Origin of the sequence: Arthrobacter sp. ok362, from assembly GCF_900102785.1 — a bacterium.
Lineage (GTDB): Bacteria > Actinomycetota > Actinomycetes > Actinomycetales > Micrococcaceae > Arthrobacter.
On record NZ_FNGC01000005.1, the window covers coordinates 221,765 to 234,932 of the forward strand.

At 65.4% G+C, this 13,168-nt stretch carries 17 protein-coding genes; 6 read left to right on the plus strand and 11 right to left on the minus strand.

All coding sequences use genetic code 11. The features are described 5' to 3' along the window. Positions 1–78: 78 nt before the first annotated feature. The 7 genes from BLQ10_RS08965 to arsB all read right to left on the minus strand — a co-directional run bounded on the left by BLQ10_RS08965 (position 79) and on the right by arsB (position 5,664). Positions 79–1,188, minus strand: coding sequence for a cation diffusion facilitator family transporter (locus tag BLQ10_RS08965; RefSeq protein WP_254785479.1), 1,110 nt, complete (start codon positions 1,186–1,188; stop codon positions 79–81). Further along, positions 1,185–1,562 (minus strand): ArsR/SmtB family transcription factor, encoded by a 378-nt coding sequence (locus tag BLQ10_RS08970; RefSeq protein WP_091560871.1) that lies wholly within the window; start codon positions 1,560–1,562, stop codon positions 1,185–1,187. Before BLQ10_RS08970 ends, BLQ10_RS08965 begins: the two co-directional genes overlap by 4 nt. Beyond that, positions 1,559–1,999 (minus strand): DinB family protein, encoded by a 441-nt coding sequence (locus BLQ10_RS08975; protein WP_254785480.1) that lies wholly within the window; start codon positions 1,997–1,999, stop codon positions 1,559–1,561. The genes BLQ10_RS08970 and BLQ10_RS08975 overlap by 4 nt, the downstream gene beginning before the upstream one ends. A 91-nt stretch (positions 2,000–2,090) precedes the next feature. Continuing rightward, positions 2,091–2,513: an arsenate-mycothiol transferase ArsC gene (locus BLQ10_RS08980; protein ID WP_091560874.1), complete on the minus strand. Its 423-nt coding sequence runs from the start codon at positions 2,511–2,513 to the stop codon at positions 2,091–2,093. Next, a complete protein-coding gene (locus BLQ10_RS08985) occupies positions 2,510–3,940 on the minus strand; it encodes an FAD-dependent oxidoreductase (RefSeq protein ID WP_091560876.1) in 1,431 nt (476 codons plus the stop codon). The genes BLQ10_RS08980 and BLQ10_RS08985 overlap by 4 nt, the downstream gene beginning before the upstream one ends. A 172-nt stretch (positions 3,941–4,112) precedes the next feature. Continuing rightward, positions 4,113–4,535 carry an arsenate reductase ArsC gene (locus tag BLQ10_RS08990; RefSeq protein WP_091560878.1) on the minus strand — a complete coding sequence of 141 codons (423 nt, stop codon included), beginning with the start codon at positions 4,533–4,535 and terminating at the stop codon, positions 4,113–4,115. 28 nt (positions 4,536–4,563) lie between these two features. Then, positions 4,564–5,664: an ACR3 family arsenite efflux transporter gene (gene arsB / locus BLQ10_RS08995; RefSeq protein WP_302847301.1), complete on the minus strand. Its 1,101-nt coding sequence runs from the start codon at positions 5,662–5,664 to the stop codon at positions 4,564–4,566. Between the two features lie 96 nt (positions 5,665–5,760). On the opposite strand from arsB, the gene BLQ10_RS09000 reads away from it, so the two are divergent. Further along, complete coding sequence (locus tag BLQ10_RS09000; protein WP_091560883.1) at positions 5,761–6,111, plus strand: ArsR/SmtB family transcription factor; 351 nt, start codon at positions 5,761–5,763, stop codon at positions 6,109–6,111. Between the two features lie 35 nt (positions 6,112–6,146). Next, on the plus strand, positions 6,147–6,632 hold the full coding sequence (locus BLQ10_RS09005) for a GNAT family N-acetyltransferase (RefSeq protein WP_091560886.1): 486 nt from the start codon (positions 6,147–6,149) through the stop codon (positions 6,630–6,632). A 96-nt stretch (positions 6,633–6,728) separates the two neighbouring features. Here the strand turns inward: BLQ10_RS09005 and BLQ10_RS09010 are convergent, their stop codons facing one another. After that, complete coding sequence (locus BLQ10_RS09010; RefSeq protein ID WP_091560888.1) at positions 6,729–7,367, minus strand: MerR family transcriptional regulator; 639 nt, start codon at positions 7,365–7,367, stop codon at positions 6,729–6,731. A gap of 71 nt (positions 7,368–7,438) precedes the next feature. Between BLQ10_RS09010 and BLQ10_RS09015 the strand changes: the two genes are divergently transcribed. Further along, positions 7,439–7,915 carry a DUF4188 domain-containing protein gene (locus tag BLQ10_RS09015; protein ID WP_091560891.1) on the plus strand — a complete coding sequence of 159 codons (477 nt, stop codon included), beginning with the start codon at positions 7,439–7,441 and terminating at the stop codon, positions 7,913–7,915. 16 nt (positions 7,916–7,931) lie between these two features. Here BLQ10_RS09015 and BLQ10_RS09020 read toward each other — a convergent pair whose 3' ends face one another. Together BLQ10_RS09020 and BLQ10_RS09025 are read right to left on the minus strand one after the other, a co-directional pair. Next, on the minus strand, positions 7,932–8,162 hold the full coding sequence (locus tag BLQ10_RS09020) for a zinc-ribbon domain-containing protein (RefSeq protein ID WP_091560893.1): 231 nt from the start codon (positions 8,160–8,162) through the stop codon (positions 7,932–7,934). Between the two features lie 28 nt (positions 8,163–8,190). After that, positions 8,191–8,901, minus strand: a complete 711-nt coding sequence (locus BLQ10_RS09025; RefSeq protein WP_091560895.1) for a TetR/AcrR family transcriptional regulator C-terminal domain-containing protein — start codon at positions 8,899–8,901, stop codon at positions 8,191–8,193. A 271-nt stretch (positions 8,902–9,172) separates the two neighbouring features. Here BLQ10_RS09025 and BLQ10_RS09030 point away from each other — a divergent pair, with 271 nt between their 5' ends. Further along, positions 9,173–9,430: a hypothetical protein gene (locus BLQ10_RS09030; protein ID WP_091560897.1), complete on the plus strand. Its 258-nt coding sequence runs from the start codon at positions 9,173–9,175 to the stop codon at positions 9,428–9,430. 485 nt (positions 9,431–9,915) lie between these two features. Beyond that, the gene (locus BLQ10_RS22330; protein WP_175558534.1) at positions 9,916–10,068 is read left to right on the plus strand and encodes a hypothetical protein; all 153 of its coding nucleotides are present in this window, start codon (positions 9,916–9,918) and stop codon (positions 10,066–10,068) included. On the opposite strand, the gene BLQ10_RS09040 is transcribed toward BLQ10_RS22330, so the two are convergent. Then, a complete protein-coding gene (locus BLQ10_RS09040) occupies positions 10,065–10,949 on the minus strand; it encodes a PhzF family phenazine biosynthesis protein (RefSeq protein WP_091560901.1) in 885 nt (294 codons plus the stop codon). The two genes, BLQ10_RS22330 and BLQ10_RS09040, sit on opposite strands and share 4 nt — an antisense overlap. Before the next feature lie 590 nt (positions 10,950–11,539). Between BLQ10_RS09040 and BLQ10_RS09045 the strand changes: the two genes are divergently transcribed. Continuing rightward, positions 11,540–13,138 (plus strand): glycoside hydrolase family 68 protein, encoded by a 1,599-nt coding sequence (locus BLQ10_RS09045; RefSeq protein WP_091560904.1) that lies wholly within the window; start codon positions 11,540–11,542, stop codon positions 13,136–13,138. Positions 13,139–13,168: the final 30 nt, after the last annotated feature.

The window sequence follows — 13,168 nt, forward strand, 5'->3', positions numbered from 1 at the left end:
CTTCTGTCCATGGTCTTTGAAAGTCATGGTCTCTGAAAGTGATTCGGAGCAGCAGGGGTGGAGGACCGGAGGCCGCCGTTATCCGTGGCTCGGGGGACGAGCTGGTTCGGCCGGCCCTGCCTGGGCGAACGTGGGCACGGTCGTCACGGATCCCACGTTCGGGAGTGCCTGGCGGGTGGCGTGGTCGAGTTCGTCGTGGATAGTGGCAAGCTCCCCTAAAAGGGTGATCGCGGTCAGTGGGATGGAAACCTCGACGTGAAGCCGGTGGCCGGACCAGCGCAGCCGGGACGTTGCGCCCTCGGGGGCGTGGGCGGTGACAACTGCTGCCAGGCGGTCCGTGAGGTTCGGGTCGACGCCGTCCATGAGCCGGCGCCCAATGTCGCGAATGGTTCCCCACAGCAGCACGGCGATTGCTGCGGAGATGAGCAGGCCCACGATCGGGTCCGCGAGGGGGAACCCGAGCCATATGCCGATGACTCCTGCGACGACGGCCAGTGAGGTGAAGCCGTCCGTGCGGGCGTGAATGCCATCGGCGACGAGCGCGGCGGAGCCGATCCGTCGTCCCACGCGGATCCTGTAGATCGCGACGAGTTCGTTGCCGGCAAAGCCCACAAGCCCGGCGGCGAGCACCCAGCCCAGGTTCTGGACCGGCTGGGGTTCAAAGAAACGGCGGATGGATTCGACGGCGGCCACGACGGCCGAGAGTGCGATCATCGCCACGATGAATAGCCCTGCGAGGTCCTCGGCACGGCCGAATCCGTAAGTGTACGTCCGGGTCGCGCGGCGGCGTCCGAGCAGGAAGGCGATCCACAGCGGCACGGCGGTCAGGGCATCGGAAAAATTGTGGACCGTGTCCGCCAGCAACGCCACGGAGCCGCTGATGAGGACGATGACCAGCTGGAACAGTGACGTGGCCCCCAGCCCGAGCAGGGAGACCTTGACAGCGCGAATGCCCTGGGAGCTTGTCTCCATGGCTGAGTCGATCGAGTCTGCCGCATCATGGGAGTGGGGCACGAAGAGCTCTTGCAGCCACCCCTTGAACCCGGTCGCGTGAACATGCCCGTGCGGGCCGTGGTGATGGTGATGGTCGTCGTCGTGAGCTTGAAGGTCGCCCTTGTCTGCGCCGCGGTCAGAGTGACCGTGCGCGTGCGGGTGGATGTCGTGGCCGGGATGCATCGGCTGGTTCATGCGCCGGTCTCCCTCTTGAGGCTGTGCGGAGCTGTGGTGTGATGCGGAGCTGTGCCGAGGGTGTGTTCGGCCTGGTGAATGGCGTCGGCCACGAGCTGCCAGGCGTGCCCATCCTGCAGGCGGTAGTAAACCTTGGTGCCTTCCTGGCGGGTGGCGACCATGCGCGCCAGCCGCATCTTGGCCAGATGCTGGGAAACTGCAGCCGCAGATTTCCCGGCCTTTTCAGCAAGCACGTTGACGGGCAGTTCGCCGTGGCGTAGGGCCAGGATCAGCCTGACCCGGGTGGCATCGGCCAGCATGGCAAAAACCTCCACCGCCAGTTCGACGTACTGGCTGTCCGCGGTGAGGGTGCAATCATCGCTATCTGCATTCATACGCAGATACTTGCATATAGCGGCGCCTCTCTCAAGACGGCGGCCAATCGTTGCTCCTCGTGGGAGCTCTCGCGTTCGAGCCGGCGGGAGAGTGCAGTGATGGTCTTGTCCAGCTTCCGGCTCATCCTGCGCCTGTCGTAGACGCGGGCGGCGGCCCGGGAACCCCAGTAGTTCACCACATCAAAGGGGCCGGTGCCCGCGTTCAGGACGGCAGCGAAAGCCCTGCCGACCGGGCGGGGGAGCCGACTGGCGACGTGGACCAGGGGAAGCAGGGCGCGGACCACCATGTAGCCGAAGACCATGTGGAAGAGCAGCTCCTCGTTGGTCCAGCGCCTGCCCTTACTCCTGCGGTCGAGATCTGCGGGCGTTGCGCCCTGCAGCAAGGCACTGAGGTCGCGGCGGTCGCGGCTGTACCCGGCCAGGATCTCTTCCCTCATCGGCTCCACGATGTGCGCTCCGGCGTCTTTGGTCCTCAGCCCGGCGCCGCAGATGGCCTCGCGGATCCTGGTGGCAGCGGGTGAGGTACGGTCAGTTTCCGGTGAGCTCCGCGTACAGCTTCTCGACGCGCGCCCGGATGTCGTCCCGGACCAGGTTCATGCGTTCTATGCCTTCGATGCCGCGTTCGGAGGGCTCGTCCGTATCCCAGAACTCGAGCCGCTTGCCCTCGCGAGGCTCGACTTTAGCTTCGTTGCCCAGGACGATAACGACGTCGGCCGCGTCCAGGACTTCGTAGGTGACGGGTTTGGGGTGTTCGCCGGTGATGTCGATGCCGAGCTCTGCCAGGGAGTCCACGGACTGGGGGTTCAGCGATTCGGCGGGCTTGGTCCCGGCGGAGTGCACCGTGACGGTTCCATTGGCGAGCTGGTTCATGAGTCCGGCGGCGAGCTGGGATTTTCCGCCGTTCTTGCTGCAGACGAACAGGACGCTGGGTGTTTTCGTGGTTTCGGTCATGCGTTCGATTCTTCCTTATCGGAGCTGGGGCTGCTGAGCAGTGATGCTGCCAGTTTTTCTTGGCTGGAGCGGCCGTGGGACAGCCCGGTGGGGAATCCGATGAGGACCGGCTCAGCAGCCGCGCAGCACGAGGACTCGGACGCGACGGCAACTGCGGCCGGAACATCGCAGCTGGTGCCGGCGTCGGTTGAGCAGACACCGGTTTCGGGGAGTTCGAGCTGGACGGTGTCCGCGGCCTCGCGGTCACCGGCCAGGGCGGCGGCGACGGAGCGGACCTGTTCGTAGCCGGTGGCCAGCAGAAACGTCGGCGCTCTGCCGTAGGACTTCATGCCGACAATGTAGAAGTCCTTTTCCGGGTGCGCCAGCAGCGCTGCCCCGTGCGGGGGGACCGTGCCGCACGAGTGGAATTCAGGGTCGATCAGCGGACCTAGCTCCACGGGAGCTTCGACGGCCGGGTCCAGGTTCAACCGGAGTTCGCGGAGGATGTTCAGGTCCGGGCGGAAACCGGTGCACGGCACAACGACGTCGGCCTCCAGCGTCCGCCCGTCAACCGAAGCTACGGTGACGGCGCCGCCGGTTGACGCGAGGGAAGCGATGCCGAAGCCGGTATGCAGCTCGATGGTTCCGGCCTCGACCAGGCGGCGGAGCCGTGCGCCGAGCTGGCCGCGGGCAGGCAGGTCGTCCAGATCCCCGCCGCCGTAGACTTTCGCGGCAGAGGCGCCGCGGATGGCCCAGAGGATCCGGGTGTCAGGTTCGTCCTTGGCGAGGTCGGCGAGGTTGATCAGGGTGTTGGCGGCGGAGTGGCCGGCGCCGACGACCAGGACACGGCGGGCGGCGAAAGCTCCACGGTCACTGCCGGTGACGTCGGGCAGCGGGGAGGAAATCCTGGAGGCGACGGCGGGTTCGCCGACGGCGGCCAGCCCGGAGGTGCCCAGCGGGTTGCGGTTGGACCACGTGCCCGAGGCGTCTATGACACCGGCGGTCGGGTAATCGCGGATGTCGCCGCCGTCGTGCTCGACGCGGACCACGAACGGTATGGTGTCGCGGCCGCGCGTGTGGGTCTTGTCCAGGCCCTGGCGAGTGATTGCGAGCACGCGGGCGCCGGTCTGCAGGCGCGAGGCGATCTCGGGAAGGGCGGCCAACGGTGTCAGGTACTGGTCGATGAGTTCCCCGCCGTAGGGCACGGCTGTGGGGCGGGGTGCTTCCCAGCCGGAGGCTTCGAGCAGGCGGACGGCGGCGTCGTCGATGTTGAACCGCCACGGGGAGAAGAGCCGGATGTGGCGCCACTGTTCGATCGCGGCTCCCGCGGAAGGCCCCGCTTCGAGGATCAGCGGTTCCAGGCCGCGTTCGAGCAGGTGGGCCGCGGCGGCCAGGCCCACGGGGCCGGCGCCGATCACTGCAACGGGAAGGTTTTTCGTTGAATCCATGTTTGTCCTCTTTCTCATCAGTGAGCGGGTTCGGGCGGGCCCGCCCGAAGGGGACCGGCGGACAGGGGGGGTCAGCAGCAGTCCTGATCCTCGTCGCAGCAACCGCCGCCGCAGCATCCGGTGTTCATTCAGCTCACCCCCTCTCCGTCCTTTGTCAGGCGTGCGGTGCCCGTTACTGGGCGGCCGGGGTGAGGGACGCGATCAGGCCCTCGATGCGGGCCCTGATCTCGTCGCGGATCGGGCGGACGGACTCGACGCCCTGGCCGGCCGGGTCTTCGAGTTCCCAGTCCTCGTAGCGCTTGCCCGGGAAGACCGGGCAGGTGTCGCCGCAGCCCATGGTGATCACTACGTCGGATTCCTTCACGGCCTCGGTGGTGAGGATCTTCGGGATTTCAGTGGACATGTCGATGCCGAGTTCTGCCATGGCCTCAACGGCTGCAGGGTTGACCTTGTCCGCGGGCTGGGAACCGGCGGAGCGGACCTCGATCCGGCCCTCGCCGAGGGTGGTGAGGAAGGCTGCGGCCATCTGGGAGCGGCCGGCGTTGTGGACGCAAACGAACAGGACTGACGGCTTCTTGGCGGTTTCGGTGGTCATGGTGATGTTCTCCTGCGGGTGTAAGTGGTCAGAGGGAGGCAGGGGCGGCTGGTTCGAAGAACCGCTTCCGCGCCCACAGCGCGGCGTAGACGAGGGCAACGAGCGCGGGGACCTCGATGAGGGGGCCGACGACGCCGGCCAGCGCCTGGCCGGAGGTCACGCCGAAGGTGCCGATCGCCACAGCGATGGCGAGTTCGAAGTTGTTTCCTGCGGCGGTGAACGCAAGCGTGGTGGTTTTGGCGTAGCCGAGGTCCAGCCGCTTTCCGATCAGCATGCCAGCACCGAAGACCACGAGGAAGTAGACCAGCAGGGGCAAGGCGATGCGGGCGACATCCAGAGGGCGTGAGGTGATGGTGCCGCCCTGGAGGGCGAACAGCAGCGTGATGGTGAATAGCAGGCCGTACAGCGCCCACGGCCCCAGTTTCGGCAGGAACGTGTTCTCGTACCAGTCCCTGCCCTTGGCACGTTCACCCATGGTGCGGGTGAGGAAGCCGGCGAGCAGCGGTAGCCCTAGGAAGACCAGCACGGACGCAGTGATGGCCCAGACGGAGAAGTCCGCGCTGGTGGTGGGCAGGCCCAGCCAGGAGGGCAGGAACTGGAGGTAGAACCAGCCCAGGGCGCCGAACGCGACAACCTGGAACACCGAGTTGATGGCCACCAGCACTGCGGCCGACTCCCGGTCGCCGCAGGCAAGCTCGTTCCAGATCATCACCATGGCGATGCAGCGGGCCAGCCCCACGATGATCAGGCCCGTGCGGTACTCGGGAAGGTCGGCGAGGAAAATCCAGGCGAGGGCGAACATGAAGGCCGGTGCCAGCACCCAGTTGATCACCAGGGAGGCGAACATCAGTTTGCGGTCGGCAATGACGCGGTGCGTGTGGTCGTAGCGGACCTTGGCCAGCACCGGGTACATCATCACCAGCAGACCGATGGCGATGGGCAGGGACACTTCGCCGATCTTGACCGCTTCCAGGGCAGTGTTCAGGCCGGGGATCACGTTGCCCAGAGCCAGGCCCAGCAACATGGCAGCCACGATCCAGGCCGGCAGGAACCGGTCCAGGGTGGAGAGTTTGCCGATGACGGCAGCCTTCCCGGGGTGGTGCGGCAGTGATTGGGTCTGGACGCTCACGGTGCTCCTGTGCTGCTCAGCAAGATTGATGAATGTCGATATGTGCAGTATCACCATCTATATCGATCAATGTCAATCTATGTGCATAATGGGTTCATGAATTCTCTGCAAACTCTCGAACCCGTGGTCGAAGCCTCGTGCTGCGTGCCGTCGGCGAAGCCGGCGATGAGCGCCGAGGTTGCCCAGCAGAGGGCTCTGATCTTCAAAGCGCTGGCCGACCCCAACCGGCTCCGGCTGCTTTCCATCGTCAAGGCCGGCGAGTCCGGAGAGGCATGCGTCTGCGACCTCACCGAGCCCCTGGACCTCGGCCAGCCCACCGTCTCCCACCACCTCAAGATCCTGGTCGAGGCCGGGCTGCTGCGCCGTGAAAAGCGCGGCACTTGGGCCTACTACTCCCTGGTGCCCGGGGCGCTCGAGCAGGCTGCCGGGCTCCTGGCAACCCTGTGACGGCAAAGGAAACATCCGCGCCCGTGGTTCGTCCCATGCGCGAGGACGACTGGCCGGCCGTCCAGGGGATTTACCGCGAAGGAATCGCCACCGGACACGCCACCTTTGAAGCGGAGGTGCCGGACTGGGAGCGCTTCACCAGCTCCAGGCTGCCCGGCCATCGTCTGGTTGCCGAGGCGCCCGATGGCGCGATCCTTGGCTGGGCGGCTGTCTCCGCCGTGTCCGCGCGGCCCGTGTATGCCGGCGTGGTCGAACACTCCGTCTACGTCGCCGCGGAAGCCCGCGGCAGGGGAGTGGGGGCCGCCCTGCTGCGGGCCCTGGCGGCATCGACCGAGCAATGCGGGATCTGGACCATCCAGGCCAGTGTCTTCCCTGAAAACGAAGCAAGCCTGAAGCTCCACCTCGCGAACGGATTCGCAGTCGTCGGCCGGCGGAACCGCATCGCCCGCATGGGCTACGGCCCCACCGCGGGGCAATGGCGGGATACGGTGCTGATCGAGCGGCGCTCCCCGGTTCTCTAGAACGCCAGGCAGCGAAGGCCCGAACCCGGCGGTGGTGAATCCGCAGAGCAGCTAGGCGTCTCCTGCCATCCTGTCAGCGCGGTTCGTCCGGGCAAACTATTCCGGGCCGGGCCGCCGGGGTGACCCGGCCCCGCCAAACCGCTGGACGGATGCGCTTTGCTGGGCCAGCCGGCGCATGGCCAGGAGCACCGGTTCCATCAGGAGTGTCCCGAGGACCACGTGCTGCATGGCGGCCTCGGCCGAATCCGTGGGAACACTTTCGACGTCGGCCTCCGCGATGTCCTGCATTGCCGCGGCGTAGCGGTCCAAGAGCGCCGCCGGCGCCTCGAATCCAGCCTCCGAGAGCCCGTGCAGGGCCTCCACCAGGGCAGCCTGGGTATCGCGGTCGCACGCCGCTGCGCCCCAGCCCCAGCGGTCCAGGAGCTTTTGTGCCGCGGAGAGGTCGACGTCGTCCGCTGCGGTCCGGGTGACCGCGTGGTGCGCGATTCCGAGGAGATCGTGGCCGGACTCTGGCGGGTTTTCCAGGCCAAGCAGTACCTCGCGGGTGGCGCTGACGCTGAGCCCGGCGGTGCCAATGAGTGCCCGGATGAGCTTCAGCCGCCTCACATGCGAGTCGTCGTAGCGAGCCTGGGTCGCGGAAGTCAGCACGCCGTCGTGAAGCAAATTCTCGCGAAGGTAGTACTTGATGGTGGCCACCGGAATCTCCGTGGCCGCGGCCAGCTGTGAGATGCGCAAATTTTCTCCTTGACTTAGATAGTGACACTCGCCAATATTGGGGAGTAACGGTATCTAGTTAGGAGAAAAGTATGGCACGCATCAATGCTGGCCGCTTCACGCACCGCCATTCCGGTGATTTGGTGGTCTTCCTCATTGGCATGCGCATCAACAGTCCCTGGCGCCCGGATCTGTGGCTCCCGGTCTTCTTTGCGATGCCCAGGATGCTGACCGAACTCTTCCGGGAGCCGGGTTCCGGCCTTCGTGGTTTTCGGTTTGCCCTCGGGGCCGGCGGGCCGGTCATCGTGCAGTACTGGGATTCGCTGGACAAGCTGTATGCCTACGCGAGTGCGCCCGATTCCGAGCACAGGCCGGCCTGGGCTGCCTTCAACCGCCGGGCAAGAAAGGCCCCCAAAGCCGTCGGCATCTGGCATGAGACATTCGAGGTGAGCCGGGCCGAGAGCATGTATGTCTCGATGCCTACCGAAGGTCTCGCGCAAGCCACCGAGCTTGTGCCCGTCGGGCCCGGAAGCCATCACGCGAAGGACCGGCTGTCCAAGCCCCGCTGATGCCGTCGCCGGCTTCCTAGCGCAGGAGCATGTTTTTCTGTCGCGGCTTGACGATCGAGTTCTGTCCGCAGTTGGAGCAGGTGATGTTGTAGGCCCTGGAGGTCGTGAAGACGGGGAGGAAAAACAGGGTGAATTTGGTGGCGCGTTCTTGCAGTCGATGCTGGACGAATTGGTGGCAGTACTGGCACGTTGCCATCCGTCCGGGAAGGCCACGCAGCACGGTCTTGAGGCCGAGGAGGAGAAACATGGCGGATCCTTTCAAAAGAATTTCCGGATCAGGGTTTGGTCGAGGCTCCCGGTAGCGGGAGGCGGGCTGCGAGGCCCGAAACCAGGATGGTGATTCCTTCATCCAGTTCGGCCATCCCGTCGTAGTCGGCGAGGACGGGGGCGAGGGCGCGGAGGCGGGGGAACTCTTTCGGCGGCAAGCGGTGCAGGCCCAGGCGGAGAAGGGCCTCGTTTTCGTCGGGGTCGACGACGAATTCCTGCAGCTCGTTGAGGATGTGCCCGTAGAGGTATCCGTAGTACGCGCGGTAGACGTGCAGGGCGTCCTCAGGTGCGAACCCGGCGTCGATCAGCAGGGACAGGATCTGCTCCAGCGGCCGCAGCGTCCCCAGCGGCCGCAGGCCAAGGGGTGTTGACAGGGGGCGGGTCACGAGGAGGGGTACCACGTTGGGGTGCCGGAGTGCCAGGAGCCGCAGGTCGTGGGCAATACGCCGGAGCTGCGCCTGCCAGTCGGGGTCATCGGGAATGATGTCCAGTTCATCCAGGACGAGTTCTGAGACTCCATCCAGCAGTGCCGCCCGGTTGGCGGCGTAGCGGTACAGGCTCATGGGATCCCGCCCGAGTTCCTGCCCGAGCCTGCGCATGGTGAGGGCGTCGAGTCCTTCGGCGTCCACCAGCGCCAGCGCCGCGGACAGAACAAGCTCCCGGCTGAGCCGAGTCTTGCCGGGAGTCGCTGGGGGCGCCGAATGATCTTCGGGCGACATGGTGTTCCGTTCGGGTCGGTGCGGAAAAGCCGCATTTCCAAGGCAATAAAAAGGTTGCTTATTATGTAGTCTACGCCTAGAGTCTACGTTGTAGAGAAGTTGTTTTGAGTGGTTCCGCGGCACATGGATTTCCAGCCCAACAACGCTTTATCCCCGGATCCGCGGTGACGGAGCAGTCCGGAATCATGCTTCAGCGCCCCGTGCGGCCTTGACGCTTAGCTGCTGTAGCCACATGGCGGCACAAAATGCACCGCAAGGAAACGAGCCACTCATGGCAATTTCTCAATACGACCAATTCCTGCAGGAATCCACCACCAAAGACCCCGGATCCGACCACGCCCTTGGCGGGGACTGCCTCTACGGCCTGTACACCAGCTGGTGCTTCCTGAAGCAGATCACGCCCCGCCCCGAAGATGCCTTCTGGGCGGCCATGAAAGAGAAGCAGATCCATCCCAAACGCACCGGCCTCCGCATGAAAGGACCGGCCGCAGCGGACTACATCCTGGCCAGCTACCCGGGCCTGGTCTGACCCGGATGACAGTCACGTCGAGCACGTACCTGCCCCGGGATGCCGACCAGCCCCGAGGGCGCCGGCCATGGTGCGCCACATGCGACACCGACCGGCACCTCCTCCTGGACTCGGTCACCACGATGAATCCGCAGCAGGAGACCCTCGCGGCCGCCATCAGCTGCACCACTTGCGGGGGCTCGCACGTGGTGGCTACGACCGCGGCCTTCCTCGCAGCCATCCCGGGGCGGAGCGGGAACAGCGGCGGCGCCGCGCCTAGGGAGGACGTCTACCGCCACTGCCAGGAGCCGATGTCCGCGGTGGACCCAGAGCGCCGCAGCGCGCAACGGCCGGTTTCCACTCACGCCGGGACCCCGGATTTTCTGGGCGACTATCTCCGGACACGTGTTCTGCGGTGCCGGTGCGGGTTTCAGATGGAAATCCCCCGTCCCATGACAGGCAGTATCCTCCCGGGTCTGTATCCAACAAAGTATTAGGGACGCATCGTGACCAATCACAGCACACCCACCACCGGGCACCCCGCGGCCCACAATCAACAACCCGGACTTATGGACATGGATCTGTCCCCGCAGGGGCTTGCGGATGCCCCGGCGAACGAAGTCGACCCCGACAGCCTCGTCTACACCGGCAACAGCTAAACGGCTGAGCTGTTGCCCGTAGCGGCGGGGATGCGGACGGCCCTGCCGCTGACCACTATTCCGCCGGCAGCGGGAATGTCCACTGTGAGGAGGCTCGGGCGGCCGACGTGCCGTCCCTGGTGGATCAAGACCCTCGACGGGGGCTCGACCAGGCCCAGGATGCGCAGGTAAGCGCCGACCGCCGCCGCGGCGGCCCCTGTTGCGGGGTCCTCCGTGATGGCTCCCACAGGGAACAGATTCCGGGCTTCGAATTCGCCATCTGCCATGCGGTACAGGACGGCTACCGTTGCGGCCCAGCCCTGTGCGTCCATGAGCTGGCGCACCGCCTCCGGATCGAAGCCAAAGGAGTCGAAAAGGTTGCGGACGGCGAAGACCAGCACCGGATGCCAGTTCCCCGAATACGCGATTCGCGGCGGATAGGCCGGATCGAGATCGGCCAGCCCGACGCCGAGCAAGCCCAGGAGGTCGGCCAGGACGTTGTCGTCGAATGCGGCCAGCTTTGGTTCAACGGCGGTGAACGATGCGGTGATGTCGGCGCCGTCGCCCGCTGTTTCGATGAGGACGGGGCCGACCGGGGTGTCGAAGGTGAAGGATCCTGCCCCGTCGCGTGCGCTCAGGGCAACGGCCAGCGCAATGGTCGCATGGCCGCAGAATGGCACCTCGGCGATCGGCGAGAAGTATCGGACCCGGCTCCGGCGCGGGTCCCCGTCGACGCCCGGCTCCGTCACGAAGGCCGTTTCGGCGTACCCGACGGCGGCCGCCACCGCCAGCATCCCGGCATCGTCCAGATGGCTGGCATCCAGCACCAGTCCGGCGGGATTACCGCCGTTTGGCGTCCTGGAAAAGGCTGCATAACGGAGGACCTCGGGGGTGTTTTCCATACCCCGATCCTCCCACGGCCAGCCGCCGCGGCCGCGGTGATCCACTAGTGCTCACGGTTGGTTTCGGCCGGCTGCAGCCGAGCGCGCGTTCCCCCCTTTTCCGGGGTGAGTTTCTGTGCCCCTGACGTTTCGTTTGAGACCTGCCAGGTGGTGCCTCGGCCGAGGGCTCTGGTCCCCGTCGACGCTCGGCCCCTTTTGGGCGCAATGGCGGACGACGACAGAGCGGCAAACGGGTAAACAGCCAGCGAATTGGAAAATAAAGCATATTTTTTTTGAAACATTTGACTCAAGATTTGAGTCATGGCACGCGCCCGGAGATGTTGTGCAAGCGCTTACATGCCGCGGGTTCGGGGCCTCTTTCGTGCCGGAAATGTGGTTTTGAATCCTCGCCAGCACTGTCTACGGTGATGTACGTCCAGGAAGTCAGCACCCTCCTGGGCCACCAGGCGGGACCCTACCGAGGTCCCGTCCCCTCGACACAATGGCGTCCTCGATGACGCCTGCGGTGTCATCGGGGTTGCCGGAGTTTCGGGGAATGAGGGCACACGCCCGTCTTCCACGAATGGTCTCACTCCGCGAGAAGAGCAATAATGCACGAGCACCCCAATACACCCCGGAAGCTGCGGTGGCGTTCTGTCGCCGCGGCACTGGCAGCGGCCGTTGCGGCCTCCGTCTTCCTTTCCGTCCCGTCGGCGCAGGCAAACGCGCCCTCGGATCCGCCGAGCGGCGGGCAGATGCCGGCTCCGACGCCCGGCTTCCCCCTACCCACTAAGCACACCCAGCAGCCGTTCGATCCAGCCGCGGCCTTCACCTCCAAGTGGACGCGTGCGGATGCCAAGCAGATCATGGCCCAAAGCAGCACAACCGTGTCCCCGGGCCAGAATTCCATGAACCCGAACGTCACCATGCCGGAAATCCCCGAGGACTTCCCGGCCATGAACGACGACGTGTGGGTTTGGGACACCTGGTCCCTGACCGACGAGAACGCGAACCAGATCAGCTACAAGGGCTGGGACGTCATCTTCTCACTCGTTGCCGACCGCCACGCCGGCTACGGCTTCGACCAGCGGCACTGGAACGCCCGGATCGGCTATTTCTTCCGCAAGACCAACGCCGACCCGGCCAAGGACAAGTGGAACTATGGTGGACACCTGTTCCTGGACAACACGTCCATCGGCAACACCGAATGGTCCGGTTCCACCCGTCTGATGCAGGGGAACCACGTCAACGTCTTCTACACGGCAACCACGTTCTACGACGTTGCCGAGCGCAACGCCGGCGGCGGCGGAATCGCCCCGGATGCCGTAATTGCCAAGGCGCTGGGCAACATCCACGCTGACAAGAACGGCGTGAGCTTCGACGGCTTCGAACACACCAAGCTCCTTGCGCCGGACGGCGTCATGTACCAGAACAAGGCCCAGAACCCCGGATTCGCCTTCCGTGACCCGTACACGTTCGAAGACCCGGCGCACCCGGGCAAGACCTTCATGGTCTTCGAAGGCAATACCGGCGGCAAACGGGGCGACTACAAGTGCACGGACGAGGACCTTGGCTACCAGCCCGGCGATCCCCACGCCGAATCCACGAACACCGTGAACGCCACGACCGGTTCGTGGTTCCAGACCGCCAACGTAGGCCTGGCCGTGGCGGACAACAAGGACCTGACAAAGTGGCACTTCCTGCCGCCGATCCTCTCCGCCAACTGCGTCAACGACCAGACCGAGCGTCCGCAGATTTTCATCCAGAACGAGGGCGGCAAGAACAAGTACTACCTGTTCACCATCAGTCACCAGTTCACGTACGCGGATGGAATGCGCGGCCCTGATGGCGTCTACGGCTTTGTCGGCGACGGTGTCCGTTCCGACTACCAGCCCATGAACAACAGTGGCCTGACTCTGGCATCCCCCACGGACCTGAACATGCCAGCCAATGCACCCGAAGGGCCGGATCCCCGCCAGAACGGCCGCCAGTTCCAGGCTTACTCGCACTACGTGCAGCCGGGCGGACTGGTGCAGTCCTTCATCGACAACGTAAACGGTGTCCGCGGCGGTTCACTCTCGCCCACCGTGAAGATCAACTTCCGCAACGGAGTTTCGGCAGTTGACCGCACCTTCGGCCAGAACGGTCTGGGCCCGTTCGGGTACCTGCCCACGAACGTCAACGTCGGCGGTACCGGGCTCTACAAGTAGTGCAGTAGGCACTCATGAGGCGGAAGCGTC

What these genes read in the sequence shown, in the direction of transcription:
- BLQ10_RS08965 (WP_254785479.1), bottom strand. Translation starts at nt 1,188, where the DNA reads ATGAACCAGCCGATGCATCCCGGCCACGACATCCACCCGCACGCGCAC.
- BLQ10_RS09045 (WP_091560904.1), top strand. Translation starts at nt 11,540, where the DNA reads ATGCACGAGCACCCCAATACACCCCGGAAGCTGCGGTGGCGTTCTGTC.
- BLQ10_RS09040 (WP_091560901.1), bottom strand. Translation starts at nt 10,949, where the DNA reads ATGGAAAACACCCCCGAGGTCCTCCGTTATGCAGCCTTTTCCAGGACG.
- BLQ10_RS09030 (WP_091560897.1), top strand. Translation starts at nt 9,173, where the DNA reads ATGGCAATTTCTCAATACGACCAATTCCTGCAGGAATCCACCACCAAA.
- BLQ10_RS08985 (WP_091560876.1), bottom strand. Translation starts at nt 3,940, where the DNA reads ATGGATTCAACGAAAAACCTTCCCGTTGCAGTGATCGGCGCCGGCCCC.
- BLQ10_RS08980 (WP_091560874.1), bottom strand. Translation starts at nt 2,513, where the DNA reads ATGACCGAAACCACGAAAACACCCAGCGTCCTGTTCGTCTGCAGCAAG.
- BLQ10_RS09020 (WP_091560893.1), bottom strand. Translation starts at nt 8,162, where the DNA reads ATGTTTCTCCTCCTCGGCCTCAAGACCGTGCTGCGTGGCCTTCCCGGA.
- BLQ10_RS09005 (WP_091560886.1), top strand. Translation starts at nt 6,147, where the DNA reads ATGCGCGAGGACGACTGGCCGGCCGTCCAGGGGATTTACCGCGAAGGA.
- BLQ10_RS09015 (WP_091560891.1), top strand. Translation starts at nt 7,439, where the DNA reads ATGGCACGCATCAATGCTGGCCGCTTCACGCACCGCCATTCCGGTGAT.
- BLQ10_RS08970 (WP_091560871.1), bottom strand. Translation starts at nt 1,562, where the DNA reads ATGAATGCAGATAGCGATGATTGCACCCTCACCGCGGACAGCCAGTAC.
- BLQ10_RS08975 (WP_254785480.1), bottom strand. Translation starts at nt 1,999, where the DNA reads ATGAGGGAAGAGATCCTGGCCGGGTACAGCCGCGACCGCCGCGACCTC.
- BLQ10_RS08990 (WP_091560878.1), bottom strand. Translation starts at nt 4,535, where the DNA reads ATGACCACCGAAACCGCCAAGAAGCCGTCAGTCCTGTTCGTTTGCGTC.
- BLQ10_RS09000 (WP_091560883.1), top strand. Translation starts at nt 5,761, where the DNA reads ATGAATTCTCTGCAAACTCTCGAACCCGTGGTCGAAGCCTCGTGCTGC.
- BLQ10_RS09025 (WP_091560895.1), bottom strand. Translation starts at nt 8,901, where the DNA reads ATGTCGCCCGAAGATCATTCGGCGCCCCCAGCGACTCCCGGCAAGACT.